The 15629-nt window shown below is 77.2% G+C and carries 12 protein-coding genes; 5 read left to right on the top strand and 7 right to left on the bottom strand.

Annotated elements, in window-relative coordinates; all coding sequences use genetic code 11:
- Positions 1-32: 32 nt before the first annotated feature.
- Together WAA21_RS11910 and WAA21_RS11915 are read right to left on the bottom strand one after the other, a co-directional pair.
- Complete coding sequence (locus WAA21_RS11910; RefSeq protein WP_336923027.1) at positions 33-1118, bottom strand: 3-isopropylmalate dehydrogenase; 1086 nt, start codon at positions 1116-1118, stop codon at positions 33-35.
- A gap of 62 nt (positions 1119-1180) precedes the next feature.
- Positions 1181-2452, bottom strand: a complete 1272-nt coding sequence (locus tag WAA21_RS11915) for an FAD-binding domain-containing protein (RefSeq protein ID WP_336923028.1) — start codon at positions 2450-2452, stop codon at positions 1181-1183.
- 84 nt (positions 2453-2536) lie between these two features.
- Between WAA21_RS11915 and WAA21_RS11920 the strand changes: the two genes are divergently transcribed.
- The 4 genes from WAA21_RS11920 (at position 2537) to WAA21_RS11935 (ending at position 8003) form a co-directional block, all read left to right on the top strand.
- Positions 2537-3832, top strand: coding sequence for a sensor histidine kinase (locus WAA21_RS11920; RefSeq protein WP_336923029.1), 1296 nt, complete (start codon positions 2537-2539; stop codon positions 3830-3832).
- 59 nt (positions 3833-3891) lie between these two features.
- Complete coding sequence (locus tag WAA21_RS11925) at positions 3892-4551, top strand: response regulator (protein WP_442893277.1); 660 nt, start codon at positions 3892-3894, stop codon at positions 4549-4551.
- Positions 4552-4677: 126 nt separating this feature from the next.
- Complete coding sequence (locus WAA21_RS11930; RefSeq protein WP_336923031.1) at positions 4678-5472, top strand: ABC transporter ATP-binding protein; 795 nt, start codon at positions 4678-4680, stop codon at positions 5470-5472.
- On the top strand, positions 5469-8003 hold the full coding sequence (locus WAA21_RS11935; protein WP_336923032.1) for an ABC transporter permease: 2535 nt from the start codon (positions 5469-5471) through the stop codon (positions 8001-8003). Before WAA21_RS11930 ends, WAA21_RS11935 begins: the two co-directional genes overlap by 4 nt.
- 44 nt (positions 8004-8047) lie before the next feature.
- On the opposite strand, the gene WAA21_RS11940 is transcribed toward WAA21_RS11935, so the two are convergent.
- On the bottom strand, positions 8048-8455 hold the full coding sequence (locus WAA21_RS11940; protein ID WP_336923033.1) for a DUF3253 domain-containing protein: 408 nt from the start codon (positions 8453-8455) through the stop codon (positions 8048-8050).
- A 70-nt stretch (positions 8456-8525) separates the two neighbouring features.
- Here WAA21_RS11940 and WAA21_RS11945 point away from each other — a divergent pair, with 70 nt between their 5' ends.
- A complete protein-coding gene (locus WAA21_RS11945) occupies positions 8526-8963 on the top strand; it encodes a VOC family protein (RefSeq protein ID WP_336923034.1) in 438 nt (145 codons plus the stop codon).
- Positions 8964-9021: 58 nt separating this feature from the next.
- Here WAA21_RS11945 and ilvC read toward each other — a convergent pair whose 3' ends face one another.
- The 4 genes from ilvC to WAA21_RS11965 all read right to left on the bottom strand — a co-directional run bounded on the left by ilvC (position 9022) and on the right by WAA21_RS11965 (position 15531).
- Positions 9022-10050 (bottom strand): ketol-acid reductoisomerase, encoded by a 1029-nt coding sequence (ilvC, locus tag WAA21_RS11950; RefSeq protein ID WP_336923035.1) that lies wholly within the window; start codon positions 10048-10050, stop codon positions 9022-9024.
- A gap of 69 nt (positions 10051-10119) precedes the next feature.
- Positions 10120-10653: an acetolactate synthase small subunit gene (gene ilvN / locus WAA21_RS11955; RefSeq protein WP_336923036.1), complete on the bottom strand. Its 534-nt coding sequence runs from the start codon at positions 10651-10653 to the stop codon at positions 10120-10122.
- An 11-nt stretch (positions 10654-10664) separates the two neighbouring features.
- Positions 10665-12524, bottom strand: a complete 1860-nt coding sequence (locus tag WAA21_RS11960; protein ID WP_336923037.1) for an acetolactate synthase large subunit — start codon at positions 12522-12524, stop codon at positions 10665-10667.
- Positions 12525-12762: 238 nt separating this feature from the next.
- Positions 12763-15531, bottom strand: a complete 2769-nt coding sequence (locus tag WAA21_RS11965; RefSeq protein ID WP_336923038.1) for a putative bifunctional diguanylate cyclase/phosphodiesterase — start codon at positions 15529-15531, stop codon at positions 12763-12765.
- Positions 15532-15629: the final 98 nt, after the last annotated feature.

Below are 15629 nucleotides of genomic sequence, written 5' to 3' on the forward strand. Positions count from 1 at the left end.
TCGCCGGCGTCCGGCCAGCCTAGGGCAGCCCCTCACGCGCCGAGGCGGGCGAGGACGTCGGCGGTCACCTGCGCGGTGCCCGGCCGCGCGGCGGACGGCTCCCGGGCGCCGAGGGCCTCGACGACCGCGGTGTGCACGCGCCCGGCCGCCGCGGCGAGCCCGACGTGCTCCAGCAGCAGCGCGACCGACAGGAACGTCGCGGTGGGGTCGGCGACCCCCTGCCCGGCGATGTCGGGGGCCGAGCCGTGGACCGGCTCGAACATGCTCGGGGCCGTGCGGTCGGGGTTGACGTTGCCGCTCGCCGCCAGGCCGATGCCGCCGGTGACGGCGGCGGCGAGGTCGGTGAGGATGTCGCCGAAGAGGTTGTCGGTGACGACGACGTCGAAGCGCTGCGGGTCGGTCGTGAGGAAGATCGTCGCGGCGTCGACGTGGAGGTAGTCGACCGTGACGTCGGGGTGCTCGGCGTTGAGGGCCTCGACGGTCCGGCGCCACAGGTGCCCGGCGTGGACGAGCACGTTGTGCTTGTGCACGAGCGTGAGCTTCTTCCGCGGCCGGGCGGCCGCCCGCGCGAACGCGTCGCGCACGACACGCTCGACACCGAACGCCGTGTTGACGCTGACCTCGGTCGCGATCTCCGCGGGGGTCCCGACGCGCAGCGCGCCGCCGTTGCCGACGTAGGGCCCCTCGGTACCCTCGCGCACGACGACGAAGTCGACGGGGCCGCGGTCGAGCACAGCGGCCGACAGCGGGCTCGTCGCGCCCGGCAGCAGCACCGACGGGCGCAGGTTGACGTAGTGGTCGAGCGCGAAGCGCAGCCGCAGCAGCAGGCCGCGCTCCAGCACCCCGCTGGGCACGCCGGGGTCCCCGACCGCGCCGAGGAGGATCGCCTCGTGCTGCCGGACGGCCTCGAGGTCGGCGTCGGTGAGGGTCTCGCCCGTGCGGTGCCAGCGGGCGGCGCCGAGGTCGTAGTCGGTCGTGCGGACGTCGACGCCGTCGGCCGCGACCGCGGCGCGCAGCACGTCCAGCCCCGCGCCGACGACCTCGGGGCCGATGCCGTCGCCGGCGATCACGGCGAGGTCGAGCGTCCGGGTCGGCTGCGGCTGGCTCGCGCTGGACATGGGGCGAGGGTAGACAGCGGCCCCGCACGGACCGCGGCGCGACCGGGACCTGGGACGCCGACCTAGACGCGCGCCCGCTTCCGCCAGGACGTGAACGAGCGGACCGTCCCGCTGCCGGGGCGCACGAGCCACGGCCACGGGTGGGTCTCCGCGGGCTCGACGGCCGCCGCGCGGCGGGCGAAGCCGGGCACGGGTGCGTGCGTGACGGCGACCGCGGCCCCCCGCAGCACCTCGCCCGGGCGGCCCCGGTGCACGGTGACGTCGTGCCCCGTGGCGAGGTGCGCGACGGTCTCGGTGAGGAAGACCAGCCGCTTGCCGGACAGCCGCAGCCGCGCGAGGAGCGGGGCGTCGAACACGACGACGACGGGCAGGTCGGGGTGCGCGTCGAGGGCGGGGTCGCTCTCACCGAGCGACTCGAACGTCAGCCACACCGCGCGGGGCGGGCCGCGGTGCTCGACGGCGGCCGGCCCGTGCAGGGCGGCCCCCTCGTCGCCGCGCGCGAGGCCCGGCGGCTCGACGGTCCGCGGCGGGGTCGGCGCGTCCGGCCACTGCTCGACGGGGCACGCCCGGCGCAGCGGGCACGACGCGCAGAGCTGCGGCGCGCGCTTCTCCACCTGCCAGCGGCTGAAGCCGTACGGCCGTCCCGTGCCCGTCCCGACCGTCCACTGCCAGCCGAGCCGGTTCGCGGCGCGGGAGCCGTCGAGCAGGTGCCGGAAGAACTCGTCCTCGCCGTCGCGCCAGTCGCGACCGGCGCGCACGGTCCACTGCGAGGCCAGCCACATCCGCGTCTGGTTCACCAGCCAGCCGTCGCGGTGCAGCTCGCCGGTCGTCGTGGCCATGCACGCCATGCGCTCCGGCCACGCCTCGCCGGACCAGCCGGTGCCCGTGGCCGGCTCGTGACGCAGCGGGCGGGCGAGCGCGCGGCCCGTGCGCGCGTGCAGGTGGCGGGCGTACTCCTGCCACAGCAGCTCGTCGCGGTACCTCTGCCGGTCCCGGGCCGGGGCGTCGGCGACCCGGTCCCACAACGAGCGGAGGTCGAGCAGGCCGTGGCGGACGTACGGGCTCATCCGGCTCGCGCCGCGCCGCTCGGGCGGCCACACCTCGTTGCGCCGCGCCGCATAACCGGTGACGTCCAGACCGGCGAGGGCGGCGTCGGCCGCGGGCTGGCCACCCCGGAACGCGGTGCTCGCGCGGACGCCGTCGGGACCCTCCAGGGTGAGGTCGCCGAGGTGGGCCGCCACCCACGCCGCGGCGGCGCCGGGGTCCTCGGCCGCGGCCCGCGGCGGGGTCGGGAGCCTCGTCCCACGTGCGTCGCGCCCGACCGTGCCCACCACGGGGTCATCATGCGGCGCCCGCGCCGACCGCGCGCGAGGAGCGGCCGCGCGGAGGCAGCGGTCCCTCGGCCTACGCTGTGGCCCGTGCCCGTGCCCGAGGACCCCGGCGGGACGCCGGTGGGCCGGCCGGGCCGGCTCGGTCGCTGGTGGCGCGAGCACGTGGTGCTCGTCGACTCGCTGTGGGTCGTCGTGCTGCTCGTGCCGTCGCTGTTGTGGCTGGTCGCGCTCGGGGTCAGCGGCGGCTACGGCCCCGCGCTCCTCGCGCAGACGGTGCTGAGCGTCGTCCTGCTCGTGCCGCTGGCGTGGCGGCGCGTCGCGCCCGGCGTCGTCGCGGGCGGGCTCGCCGTGCTGCAGGTCGGGCAGCTGCTGAGCGGTCTCGTCGACGAGACGGGCGTCCTGCCGGCGAACGTCTTCGCGACCCTGTCGGCGGTCTTCACCGTCACCGCCCACGCCCGCCGCGACCGCACGTGGCAGGTGTACCTCGCCGTGGCCCTGCTCGGCTGCGCCCTCCTCGGGGTGCTCGTGCAGAGCGGGCTCGGCCTCACGGCCGCCACGGCCGTGCTGGGGGCCGCGCTCGCGGGCTACCTGCGCCGCATCGTCCGGGTCCGCGACGAGGCCGCCGTGGAGCGGGCGCGCCGGCTGGAGGTGGAGCGGGACTCCGCGGCCGCCGTCGCCGCGGCCGACGAGCGCCGGCGCATCGCGCGCGACCTGCACGACGTCATCGCGCACTCGCTCACCGTCGTCGTCGCCCAGGCCGACGGGGGCCGCTACGCCGCCCGCACCGACCCCACCGCGGCGGTGGAGGCGCTGCGCACCGTGTCGGTCACCGGTCGGGCGGCGCTGGCGGACCTGCGCGCGGCGCTCGGGGCGCTCCGCGACACCGACGGCGCCCGGACCGACCCGCTGCCCGGCGCGGGCGACGTGCCGGTCCTCGTCGACCGGGTGCGCGCCTCCGGGGCCGACGTGCGCCTCACGCTGCTCGGGGACACCGCCGCGGTGCCCGCCGCGACCGGTCTCACGGTGTACCGGGTGGTGCAGGAGTCGCTGACGAACGCCCTCAAGCACGCCGGACCCGGCACGGGCGTGGAGGTGCGGGTCGAGGTGGGCGAGGGTGTCGAGGTGCACGTCGTCGACGACGGCCTCGGCTCCGCGGCGCCCGTCGCCGACGGCACCGGCCTCGGCGTCGTCGGCATGCGGGAGCGGGTGCGGGCGCTCGGCGGGGAGCTCGTCGCGGGGCCGCGCGCGGGCGGCGGCTGGGTCGTGCGGGCGAGCCTCCCGCTCCCGCCCGGCACGGGCGGCACGGGCGGCACGAGCGGCACGGACGTCACGAGCGGGACGAGCGGCACGGCGGACCCGGACCGACCGGGGGTGCGCCGGTGAGCGACGTGACGACCGTCGCGATCGTCGACGACCAGCCGCTCGTGCGCGCCGGCTTCCGGATGCTCGTGGACTCCCAGCCGGACCTGCGGGTCCTCGTGGAGGCGGGTGACGGCCGCGCGGCCGTGGCGGCGCTCGCCCGCACCCCCGTCGACGTCGTGCTCATGGACGTGCGGATGCCCGTCCTCGACGGTGTGGCCGCGACGCGGGAGCTGCTCGCCGTCCGTCCCGCCACCAAGGTGCTCGTCCTCACGACGTTCGACCTCGACGACTACGTGCTGTCGGCCGTCGCGGCCGGCGCGAGCGGTTTCCTGCTGAAGGACGCCGAGCCGGAGGAGCTGCTCGCGGCGGTGCGCACCGTGCGCTCCGGGGAGTCCGTGGTCGCCGCGAGCGCGACCCGGCGCCTGCTCGACCACGTCGCCCCGCTGCTGCGCGCGGGCGAGGGTCCCGCCCCGGCCGCGGCGGGGGGCACCGGCGGGACCCGCGGGTCGGCGCCGGAGCTCGACGCCCTGACGGCGCGCGAGCGCGAGGTGCTCGTGCTCATGGCGCACGGGCTGTCGAACACCGAGATCGCCGAGCGGCTCGTCGTCGGGCACTCCACGGTGAAGACGCACGTCGGGCGCGTGCTGGACAAGACCGGCAGCCGCGACCGGGTGCAGGCGGTCGTCCTCGCCTACCGCGCGGGCCTCGTCCACCCCCAGGACGACCCCGACGCGTCCTGAGCCCCGCCGGCGGGGGCCGGGTCCGCCCACGGGTGGACGCCGCCGGGCCGGGCGGGCCCCGGTGGCCCGCAGGATCGTCCCGCGGGCCGACGACTCCGCCGGCGGCCTGTTCCTAGCGTCGCGGGCATGCAGACACCGACCCTCCCCGTCCCCTCCGCCGCGGGCCGCGCGGCACCGGACGCGGCCCTCGCCGTCAGCGCCCGCGGCCTGCGGCGCACCTACGGCGCCGGCGACGCGGCCGTCGTGGCCCTCGACGGCGTCGACGTCGACGTGCCGCGCGGCACCTTCACCGCCGTCATGGGCCCGTCCGGGTCCGGCAAGTCCACCCTCGTGCACTGCCTCGCCGCCCTCGACCGGCCGAGCGCGGGCGAGGTCGTGCTCGACGGCGTCGACCTGTCCGGCCTGGACGACGAGCGGCTGAGCCGCCTGCGCGGCGCGCGGGTCGGGTTCGTCTTCCAGGGCTTCAACCTCGTGCCGGTCCTCACGGCCGCGGAGAACATCCGCCTGCCGCTGCGCCTGGCCGGGGGGACGGTCGACGCCGGGTGGTACCGGACCGTCACCGAGCGGCTCGGCCTCACCGACCGCCTCGGCCACCGCCCGCACGAGCTGTCCGGGGGGCAGCAGCAGCGGGTGGCCGTCGCGCGCGCCCTCGTGTCCCGTCCCGCCGTCCTGTTCGCCGACGAGCCGACCGGCAACCTCGACACGACGACCGGGCACGAGGTGCTCGACGTCCTGCGCGCGGCGGTGCGCGAGCACGGGCAGACCGTCGTCATGGTGACGCACGACCCGGTGGCGGCGTCGTGGGCGGACCGGGTCCTGCTCATGGCCGACGGCCGCCTCGTGGGCCGGCTGGACGGGCACCCCGAGCCCGCCGTCGTCCTCGACGCCCTCGCCCGGCTCTCGCGCGGGAGCGCCGCGTGAGGGGCGTCGCCGTGGCCCGGCTGCTGCGGGCGCCGGGACGTGCGGTCGCGTGCGTCCTCGCCCTCACCCTGGCCGTCGGCTTCGCCGTGCTCGTGCAGCTCGTCGGGACGGAGGTGGAGCGGGTGGTCCGCGAGGCCGACACGGCGTCGGTCGCCGGCGCGGACGTCGCCGTCCGGGTCGACTGGACCCGCCCGGGCGCGGCCGCCCTGCCCGGACGCGTCGCGGCCGTGCCGGGGGTCGGGTCGGTCACCCGCACGGGCACCGCGATGCACGAGGCGGCGCTGCCCGGCGTCCCCGGCACGCGCCCTGTGCTCGTCCTCGCCACGCCGCCGGCCGGCGACCTGCGCTGGGGCACCCTGACGGCGGGGCGCTGGCCGTCCGCGCCCGGCGAGGTCGCGGTCACCGACACCGCGACCCCCGGGCAGCGGGTCGGGCTGACCAGGTGGGACGTCGAGGGGCCCGGCACCGCCGGCGGGGAGGTCACCCTGGACGTCGTCGGCGTCGTCGACCCCGGCCTCGCCTCCGACGTGCCCGTCACCGGCCTGTTCCTGTCCCCCGAGCAGGCGCTCGACCTCGGGGCGGGCACCGGCGAGCTGCTCGTGGCCGGGACGGCCGACACGGCCGCCCCCGCCCTGCTCGAGGCCGTCGCACCGCTGGCGGCGGAGGCCGGCGGCGAGGCCGTCGACGCGGACGAGGTCCGCGCGGAGCGGATGCGCTCCAGCGCGACCCTCGTCCTCGTGCTGCAGACCGGCGTCGGCGCGTTCGCGGCGCTCGCGGTCCTCGTCGCGGTCGTCGTCGTCGCCAACACGTGGTCGGTGCTGCTCGCGCAGCGGGTGCGGGAGCAGGCGCTGCTGCGCTGCGTCGGGGCGACCCGGCGCGACCTGTGGCGCTCCGGGCTCCTCGAGGCCGCGCTCACCGGGGTGGTCGGCGGCACCGCGGGGCTCGTTGTCGGCTGGGCGGGCGCCGTCGCGGCGCGCGCCGTCGCGACGCCGTACCTGCCTGCGGGCGTCCCGGTGCCCGTGCCGGACGCCCTGACGGTCGCCCTCGCCCTCGGGCTGGGCGTCGTCGCCTCCCTCGTGGCGGCGGCGGCCCCGCTGCTGCGCGCGCGGGACGTGTCGCCGCTCGTCGCCCTCCGGCCGGTGGAGGCGGTGCCGGACACGCTGCGGGTCTCGCGCGTGCGTCGCGCGGTCGGCGTGCTGCTCGTGCTCGCGGGCGCGGTCGGTGTCGTCGTGGGGGCGGGGACGGGGACGGGTTCGGAGCGCGTGCTCGTCGCCATGCCGTCGGCCTTCGTGTCCTTCGTCGGCGTGCTCGTGCTCGCCACCGCCGTGCTGCCCCGGGTCGCCGCCGTGCTCGCCTCGGCCCTGCGCGCGCTGGGACCGGCCGGTGACCTCGCGGCGGCCTCGGCCGGGCGGAACCCGCGCCGCACCGCGGCGACCGGCTCGGCCGTCCTCATCGGCGTGACCCTGGCGGTGACGGCCGCGGTCGGCGCCGCCTCGCTGCGGGCCACGTCGACGGCCGTGGTCGGCGGGTACGTGCCGGTCGACGTCACCGTGACGGTCGCGGACCTGTCGCCGGCGGCGCGCGACGCTCTCGTCCGGGACGTGCGGGAGGTGGCCGGGGTGTCCGGCGCCGTGGCCGCGGCGCAGGTGGAGGTCGTCGTCGAGCGGACCGGCGCCGCCGCGGACGACGCCGTCACGAGCTACGGCACGACCGCGTGGGCGGGGGCGCTCGAGGCCGTCGTGCCCGCGTCGGACACCGCCCCCGGCCCGGGGGCGGTCGTGCTGTCCGCGCCCGTCGCCGAAGAGCTCGGCGTCGCGACGGGCGACACGGTGCGGGTGGGCACGGGCGAGGTGACCGGCGTCGAGGGCGCGGCCGGCGGCGGCGCCACCGCGACCGCGGTCGTCGTGGTCGACACCGACACGCCGCTGCCGGTGCTGCTGCCCACGGACGCCCTCGGGGCCGGTGGCCCGGTGCCGACCCTCGCGCTCGCGCTGGAGGAGGGGCTGTCCCGCGGGCAGGTCGTGGCCGCGACCGACGCGGTGACGGCGGCGGCGCTCGCCGCGGACCCGGCGGCCGGCGTCGACGCGCCCGTCCTCCTCGTCGGCTCGGTGCAGCGGACGTTCGACACCCTGCTCGCGGTCGTCGTCGGGCTGCTCGCCGTCACGGTGCTCATCGCGCTCGTCGGGGTGTCGAACACCGTCTCGCTGTCGCTGGTGGAGCGGCGGCAGGAGCACGCCCTGCTCCGCGCGCTGGGGCTGAGCCGGGCGCGGCTGCGGCGCGTGGTCGCGCTCGAGGCCCTCGTCCTCGGCGCGGTCGGCGCGGTGGTGGGGACGGTGCTCGGGGTCGGCTACGGCGTGGCCGGCACGTACGCCCTCGTGGCGGGCGCGGAGGAGGTCGTCGTGGCCGTGCCGTGGTTGTGGCTCGTCGCGGTGCCGGCCGGGGTGGGGGCCGTCGCGGTGCTCGCCTCGCTGTGGCCCGCGCACCGGGCCTCGGCGGTGGCGCCCGCCGCGGCCCTCGCCCCGGCCGTGTGACGGGACCCCCCGGCGCGGACGGCCCGGGCCCGGTGCGCGCCGTCTCAGCGGGGACGGCGGACGCGCACCGGGCCCTTCGCCGTGCTCGGGTCGACGACCCGGCCGCGCTGGGTGACCTCGACCTCGCCGCGCGCCACGAGCCGCCGGGCGGCCATCCGGGCGGGCTCCATGAGGGCCCGCCACGCCGCCTCGTCGACCTCCCCGCGCGGTCCGGCCACGAGCCGCGCGGCCTCGCTCGGGCACACGGTGGCATCCCGGGCCCGGCGGGCCAGCAGGTCGAGCAGCGCGTCCTCGAGCCGCTCGTCGACCGGCCGCAGTCCGCGGCGCCGGCAGCCCGAGGAGCAGTGGCGCACCTGGTCCCAGTCCTCGGCCCACTTCGCCCGCCAGGCGAAGCGCCGCCCGCAGACCCGGCACACCTTCTCGGGCGGCTGGGGGGCGTCGCGGCTGCTCACGCCGCCATGGTGCGGCGTAGGAGGAACCGGCGCCCACCGGGACGTCGGTGCCCGGCGGCAGCCTGCCCCCATGGACACCAGCAGCCCCGGCACGACCGGCGCCGCCCCACCGCGCGCCCGCGTCGACTCCGTCGGCATCGTGAGCGGCGACCTCGCGGCGACCGCGGCCTTCTACCGCGCGCTCGGCGGCGACGTCCCGGACCCCGACGAGTCGGGGCACCTCGCGTGGGACGCCGGCGGGACGACGCTCATGGCCGACACCGAGGCCGTCATGCGCTCGTTCTCGACCGACACGTGGAGCGGACCGGGCGCGGGCCGGCTCACGCTGGCCGCACGGTGCGCCTCGCCCGCGGACGTCGACGCCCTGCACGAGGCGCTCGTGCCGCTGGGGCGCGGCTCGCACGTCGCGCCCTTCGACGCGTCGTGGGGCATGCGCTACGCGACAGTGCTGGACCCGGACGGCAACCGGGTCGACCTCTACGCCGACCTGCCGCAGCAGGAGGGGTAGCGGCCGACCCGGTCCGCCCGTGCGTCCGCGCGGTGCGGGGCGGTGCGGGGGCCCGCGCTCAGCGGGCGGCGGTGCCCTCGGTGTAGTCGTCGTCGGAGTCCGAGACCCACGCCATCATCTTGCGGAGCTCGCGGCCGGTGGCCTCGATCGGGTGCTTCTCCTGCTCCTCGCGGAAGCGGCGGAACTCCGGCGCGCCCGCGTCCTGGTCCTCGAAGAACCGCTTCGCGAACGAGCCGTCGGTGATGTCGCCGAGGACGTCCTTCATGCGCGCCTTGACGGAGTCGTCGATGACCCGCGGCCCCGACACGTAGTCGCCGTACTCGGCGGTGTCGGAGACGCTCCAGCGCTGCTTGGCGATCCCGCCCTCGTACATGAGGTCGACGATGAGCTTGAGCTCGTGGAGGCACTCGAAGTACGCGACCTCCGGCTGGTAGCCGGCCTCGACGAGGGTCTCGAAGCCCGCCTGGATGAGCCGGCTCGCGCCGCCGCACAGCACGGCCTGCTCGCCGAACAGGTCGGTCTCGGTCTCCTCGGCGAACGTCGTGCGGATGCCGCCCGCGCGCAGGCCGCCGATGGCGCGCGCGTACGACAGCGCGAGGTCCCACGCCTCGCCGCTCGCGTCGGTCTCGACCGCGACGAGGACGGGGACACCGCGGCCCTGCGTGTACTCGCGGCGCACGAGGTGGCCGGGGCCCTTGGGGGCGACCATGCAGACGTCGACGCCCTCGGGCGGGGTGATGTAGCCGAAGCGCACGTTGAGCCCGTGCGCGAAGAACAGCGCCTTGCCGGGCGCGAGGTTGGGCTCGATCGCCTCGGCGTAGACCTTCCGGGCCACCTGGTCCGGCACGAGCACCATGATGACGTCGGCCTCGGCGGCGGCCTCGGCCGGCGTCACGACGCGCAGCCCCTCCGCCTCGGCGCGCTCGCGGCTGCGCGAGCCCTCCGCCAGCCCGACGCGGACGTCGACGCCGGAGTCCCGCAGGCTCAGCGCGTGGGCGTGGCCCTGCGAGCCGTAGCCGATGACGGCGACGACGCGGTCCTGGATGACGGCGAGGTCGGCGTCCGCGTCGGTGTAGATGTGGGCCATGGGGGGTGGGTCTCCTCTGCTGGTCGGGCCTGTCGGGGTGGTTCCGGTCGGGTGGGCGGGGTCGGCCGCTCAGGCGGGCCGCAGCGCCCGGTCACCGATCGCGCGGCCGCCGCGGCCGAGCGCGACGGCGCCGGACTGCACGAGCTCGCGGATGCCGAAGGGGGCGAGCACCTCCAGCAGCGCGGCGATCTTCTCGGGGCGACCTGTCGCCTCGATCGTGACGGCGTCGGTCGAGACGTCGACGACCGCGGCACGGAACAGCGCGGCGACCTGGGCCACGTCGCCGCGGGTCGAGGCGTCGGCCCGGACCTTGACGAGCAGCAGCTCGCGCTGCACCGACGCGTCGGGCTCGAGCTCGACGATCTTGAGCACGTTGACGAGCTTGTTCAGCTGCTTCGTCACCTGCTCCAGCGGCTGGCTCTCGACGTCGACGACGACCGTGATGCGCGAGACGGCGGGGTTCTCGGTCGGGCCGACCGCGAGGCTCGTGATGTTGAAGGCCCGGCGGGCGAACAGCGCGGAGACGCGGGCGAGGACACCCGGCTTGTTCTCCACGAGCACCGACAGGGTGTGGCGGGACGCGCGGGGCGAGGGGGTGGGCACGGTCGGGCTCCTCAGTCCTCGCGGTCCCACTCGGGGGCGATGCCCCGGGCGACCTGGATGGCGTCGTTGCTCACGCCGGCGGGCACCATCGGCCACACCATGGCGTCGCGGTGCACGACGAAGTCGACGACGACGGGCCGGTCGTCGACCGCGAGCGCCTTCTCGATCGTCGCGTCGACGTCGGCCGCGGTCTCGCACCGCAGGCCGACGCAGCCGTAGGCCTCGGCGAGCCGGACGAAGTCGGGGATGCGGACCGGCTCGGCGCCCAGGCCCGCCCGACCGCTGCCCAGGTCGGTGTTGGAGTACCGCGACTCGTAGAACAGCGTCTGCCACTGCCGGACCATGCCGAGGCTGGAGTTGTTGATGACGGCCACCTTGATGGGGATGTCGTTGATGGCGCAGGTGGCGAGCTCCTGGTTCGTCATCTGGAAGCAGCCGTCGCCGTCGATCGCCCACACGGTGGTGTCGGGCAGGCCGGCCTTCGCCCCCATCGCCGCCGGGACCGAGTAGCCCATGGTGCCGAGCCCGCCGGAGTTCAGCCACGTGCCGGGCTTCTCGTAGCGCACGAACTGCGCCGCCCACATCTGGTGCTGTCCGACGCCGGAGGCGTAGACGGCGTCCGGTCCGGACAGCGCGCCGAGGCGCTCGATGACGTACTGCGGCGACAGGGAGCCGTCGTCGGGCTCGGCGTAGCCGAGCGGGTAGCGCTCGCGCAGGGAGTCCAGCTGCTGCCACCAGCCGCCGAGGTCGGCGCGGTGACCGGCGTCGTGCTCGGCGCGGACCGCCGTCACCAGGTCGGTGAGGACCTCCTTGACGTCACCGACGATCGGCACGTCCGCGTGCCGGTTCTTGCCGATCTCCGCCGGGTCGATGTCGGCGTGGACGACCGTCGCGCCGGGCGCGAAGGAGTCGAGGCGACCCGTCACGCGGTCGTCGAAGCGCGCGCCGAGGGCGACGACGAGGTCGGCCTTCTGCAGCGCGGCCACCGCGGCGACCGTGCCGTGCATGCCGGGCATGCCGAGGTTCGCCGGGTGGGAGTCCGGCAGCGCGCCGCGGGCCATGAGCGTCGTGACGGCCGGGGCGCCGGTGAGGTCGGCGAGCTCGCGCAGCGGTGCGGCGGCGCCGGCGCGCACGACGCCGCCGCCGACGTAGAGCACGGGCCGGCGGGCCGAGGCGAGCAGCTGCGCCGCCTCGCGGACCCGCTTGCTGTGCGGGCGGGTGACCGGCCGGTAGCCGGGCAGCTCGATGCGCTCGGGCCAGTGGAACGTCGTCGTGGCCTGCAGGGCGTCCTTCGACACGTCGACGAGGACCGGGCCGGGGCGGCCGGTCGAGGCGATGTGGAAGGCCTCGGCGACCGCGCGCGGGATCTCGGCCGGGTCGGTCACGAGGTAGTTGTGCTTCGTGACGGGCATCGTCATGCCCGTGATGTCCGCCTCCTGGAAGGCGTCGGTGCCGATGGCCGAGGACGACACCTGGCCCGTGATCGCGACCATGGGCACGGAGTCCATGTGGGCGTCGGCGATCGCCGTCACGAGGTTCGTCGCGCCCGGGCCGGACGTCGCCATGCAGACGCCGACCCGGCCGGTCGCCGCGGCGTAGCCCTCGGCCGCGTGCCCCGCGCCCTGCTCGTGCCGCACGAGGACGTGCCGGACCTCCGCGGAGTCCATGAGCGGGTCGTAGGCGGGCAGGATCGCGCCGCCGGGGATGCCGAAGACGACGTCGACGCCCGCGGCCTCCAGGGAGCGGACGAGGGACTCGGCCCCCGTCATGGTCCGCCCGTCGTGCCGGCGCTGCTGGGCCGCCCGGGCCTGCTCGGCCCGCGCCTGCGCCGGCGCGACGGGGCTGGCGCCGTCGGTGCGCGTCTCCGTCATGCTGCTCCTCCTCGTGCGGTCGGGGGCGTCGTCGGCCCCCGTGGTCGGGCATCCCCGCGCCGGCCGGTCCCGGACACGGGACGACCCCTCCGCCCCGGGCCGGGGTGAGGGGTCGCGCGTCGCTGGGACCGTGGCTCGGGGCTCGGTCAGGCGACGCGCCTGCCGAGTACGAGTACCTCCACGCGGGAGGTGGTGCCCTGTGCCACGCACGTGACGGTACGCCCCCCTCGGGGAGGTGTCAGGTGCCGACCCCCTGCGTCTCAGGATGCGGGACGGCGTCCCGGATGTCGGCCGGTCGGAGACGCGCCGGGCCGGCGGAGCCGTCGTCGTCGGCCAGGCGCGCCCGGTGGGCCTGCTCGCGCTCGGGCTCCCGGGGCGGCACGACGACCCGCTCGGGGACGTCCTCCGGCCGGGTCGGCTGGGCGAGCAGGAACCCCTGGCCCAGCGGGCAGCGCAGCGCCCGCAGCAGGTGCACCTGCTCGACGTCCTGCACGCCCTCGGCCACGACGGTGAGGCCGAGCTCCTGGCCGAGCTGGACGATCGAACGGAGGACGGCCTGGTCGCGGTCCGAGACCGCCGCCGCCCGCACGAAGGCCCGGTCGACCTTGAGCACGTCCAGCGGCAGCCGGTGCAGGTGCGCGAGCGAGGAGTAGCCGGTGCCGAAGTCGTCGAGCGCGACGCGCACGCCGGTCGCCCGCAGCGCCTCGAGCACCTCCGCGGCCGCGTCGAGGTCGCGCAGCAGCGTCGTCTCGGTGACCTCCAGCGTGAGCCGGTCCGGCGGGACGCCGTGCGCCGCGAGCGCCCCGCGCACCCGGTCGGTGAGCAGGGGGTCGGCGAGCTGCAGCGGTGACAGGTTGACGGCCACCGTGAGCCGGCGGCCGGCTGCGGCCCACCGCGCCGCCTGACGGAGGGCGAGGTCGAGCGCGTGGGCGCCGACCTCGACGATGAGGCCGCTGCGCTCCAGCGACGGCACGAAGACGGCGGGACCGACCCCGGAACCGGGCCAGCGCAGCAGCGCCTCGGTACCGACGACCCGACCGTCGACGAGGTCGACGACGGGCTGGTGGAGCAGCTCGAAGTCCTGTCCCTCCGCGGCCTCCCGGACGCGTCGCTCGAGCTCGGAGCGCTCGACGGCGCTGGCGAGCATCCGCGGGTGGGACACCACGACCTTGCGCCCGCCGTCGCGCTTGGCCTCGTACATGGCGAGGTCGGCGTCGCGCAGCACCTCGTCCGCACCGGCGGCGCCGTTCGCGACCGCGAGGCCGAGGCTCGCGGTGACGCGCAGCCGCCGCGTGCCGACGGCGTACGGCGTCACCATCTCCTCCAGCACCTTCTCGGCCACCGCCCGGACGCGCTCGACGTCGTCGTCGCACACCATCACCGCGAACTCGTCACCGGACAGCCGCCCGACCACGTCGTCCTCGGCGACGGCGAAGCGCAGCCGGCGGGCCGCGGCCACGAGCAGGCGGTCGCCGACCGCGTGGCCCTCGGTGTCGTTGACCGCCTTGAACTCGTCGAGGTCGATGAACACGACCGACGTCGGCAGGCCCTCGGCGACCCGGTGGGCGAGAGCACGACCGAACCACCACCGGTTGGGCAGGCCGGTGAGGGCGTCGTAGCGGGCGCGCCGCTCGAGCTCGCGCTGCAGGCGCACCCGCTCCGACACGTCGCGCATGACGACGGTGAGACCGCCGGGCACCGCCGGGGTGTCGTGCGGGTGCACGCGCACCTCGACGTGCCGCCACCCGCCGCCGGCGCGCGTGAGCCGGACCCGGTCGACGACGACGGACTCCTGCCGGCCCAGCGACAGCGCCTCGGTGAGGTCGTGGCGCTCGGCGGGGTGGACGAGCCCGGTGAGCTCGCGTCCCTCCAGCTCCCCGGGCTCCAGCGCGAGCACGGCCCGGGCGGCGGGGCTGGAGAACACGACGACCCCCCGGGCGTCGCACACCGCCACGACGTCGCTGGAGCCGTCGACGATGGTGCGGAACCGGACGGACGTCTCGTGCAGCCGCCGCGCGAGGCGGGACTGCTCGCGCAGCAGCAGCGCGGTCTGGATGAGGACCGCGGCGATGAGCGACGCGGTGAAGCCGATGACGGCGGGCTCGGTCGGAGGACCCGTCACGGCCCGCGTCCCGACGACGCACACGACGGAGCCCGTCACGACGACGGGCAGCCACGTGCGGGCCTCGTGCCGGGCCAGCGGCGGTTCCTCGCTCGGCTGCACGTCGCTCGCGCGCCGTCGCAGCGGACCGGGGTGCCAGAACAGCGGTCCGCGCCCGAGCGCGGCCCCCGCCGCCGCGACGACGGCGGTGGTCCACAGCGCGTCCGCCCAGACGTCGGCGGGCCCGCCGGAGCCGAAGCGCCACGTGACCGTGTCCGCGGCGGTGGCGGCCGCGATGGAGGCGACGAGCGGCGCGACGGCCGAGCGCTCCCCCGGCGGCTGACGGCGCAGCAGCCCCACGAGCAGCGACAGCACGACGACGTCGACGACGACCCACAGCCCGACGACCGGCTGCGGGACCGGCTCGAGCCGGTCGCCGGGCCGGCTCGCGGCGATCAGCAGCAGCACCGCCAGCAGCGGCGCCACGGAGATGACCCATCCCTCGAGGACGAGCATGAGCGCGCGGTCGACGCTGCGGCGCACGCCCGGCGACAGCACGACCGCGAGCAGCAGGACCGCGCCCACCCCCGCCCGGGCCGCGAGGGCGACGCCCTCGGTGCCGTGGTTGCCCGACAGGGTGACGACCGCCCCGAGCGGCGCGACGAGCGCGGCGGCGGCGAAGGCGAGCCGCTCGCGACCGCGGGACCCGGCGGCGCGCCACGACATGCCCGCGGCGAGCGCGACGAGACCGGCGAGGAGCGGGACGTGCCGCGGCGCGACGAAGGCGGGTGCGCCCGAGACGAGCCCGATCCCGGCGACGGCGACGCCGGTCAGCGGGGCGAGCACGGCCCACACGAGGGCGCGCCCGAGCGCCAGCGCGCGTGGCGTGCCGTCCGGTCCTCGCACCGTCGACCCCGTCCGTCCGATGTGGGTGTCGGGTCGATGATGACGGATGGGCCGCGGCTCGCGCGCGGTCCCCGCGCCCGACCCGGGCGGGTCCGCCC

Origin of the sequence: Aquipuribacter sp. SD81 (assembly GCF_037153975.1) — a bacterium.
Classification (GTDB): domain Bacteria; phylum Actinomycetota; class Actinomycetes; order Actinomycetales; family JBBAYJ01; genus Aquipuribacter.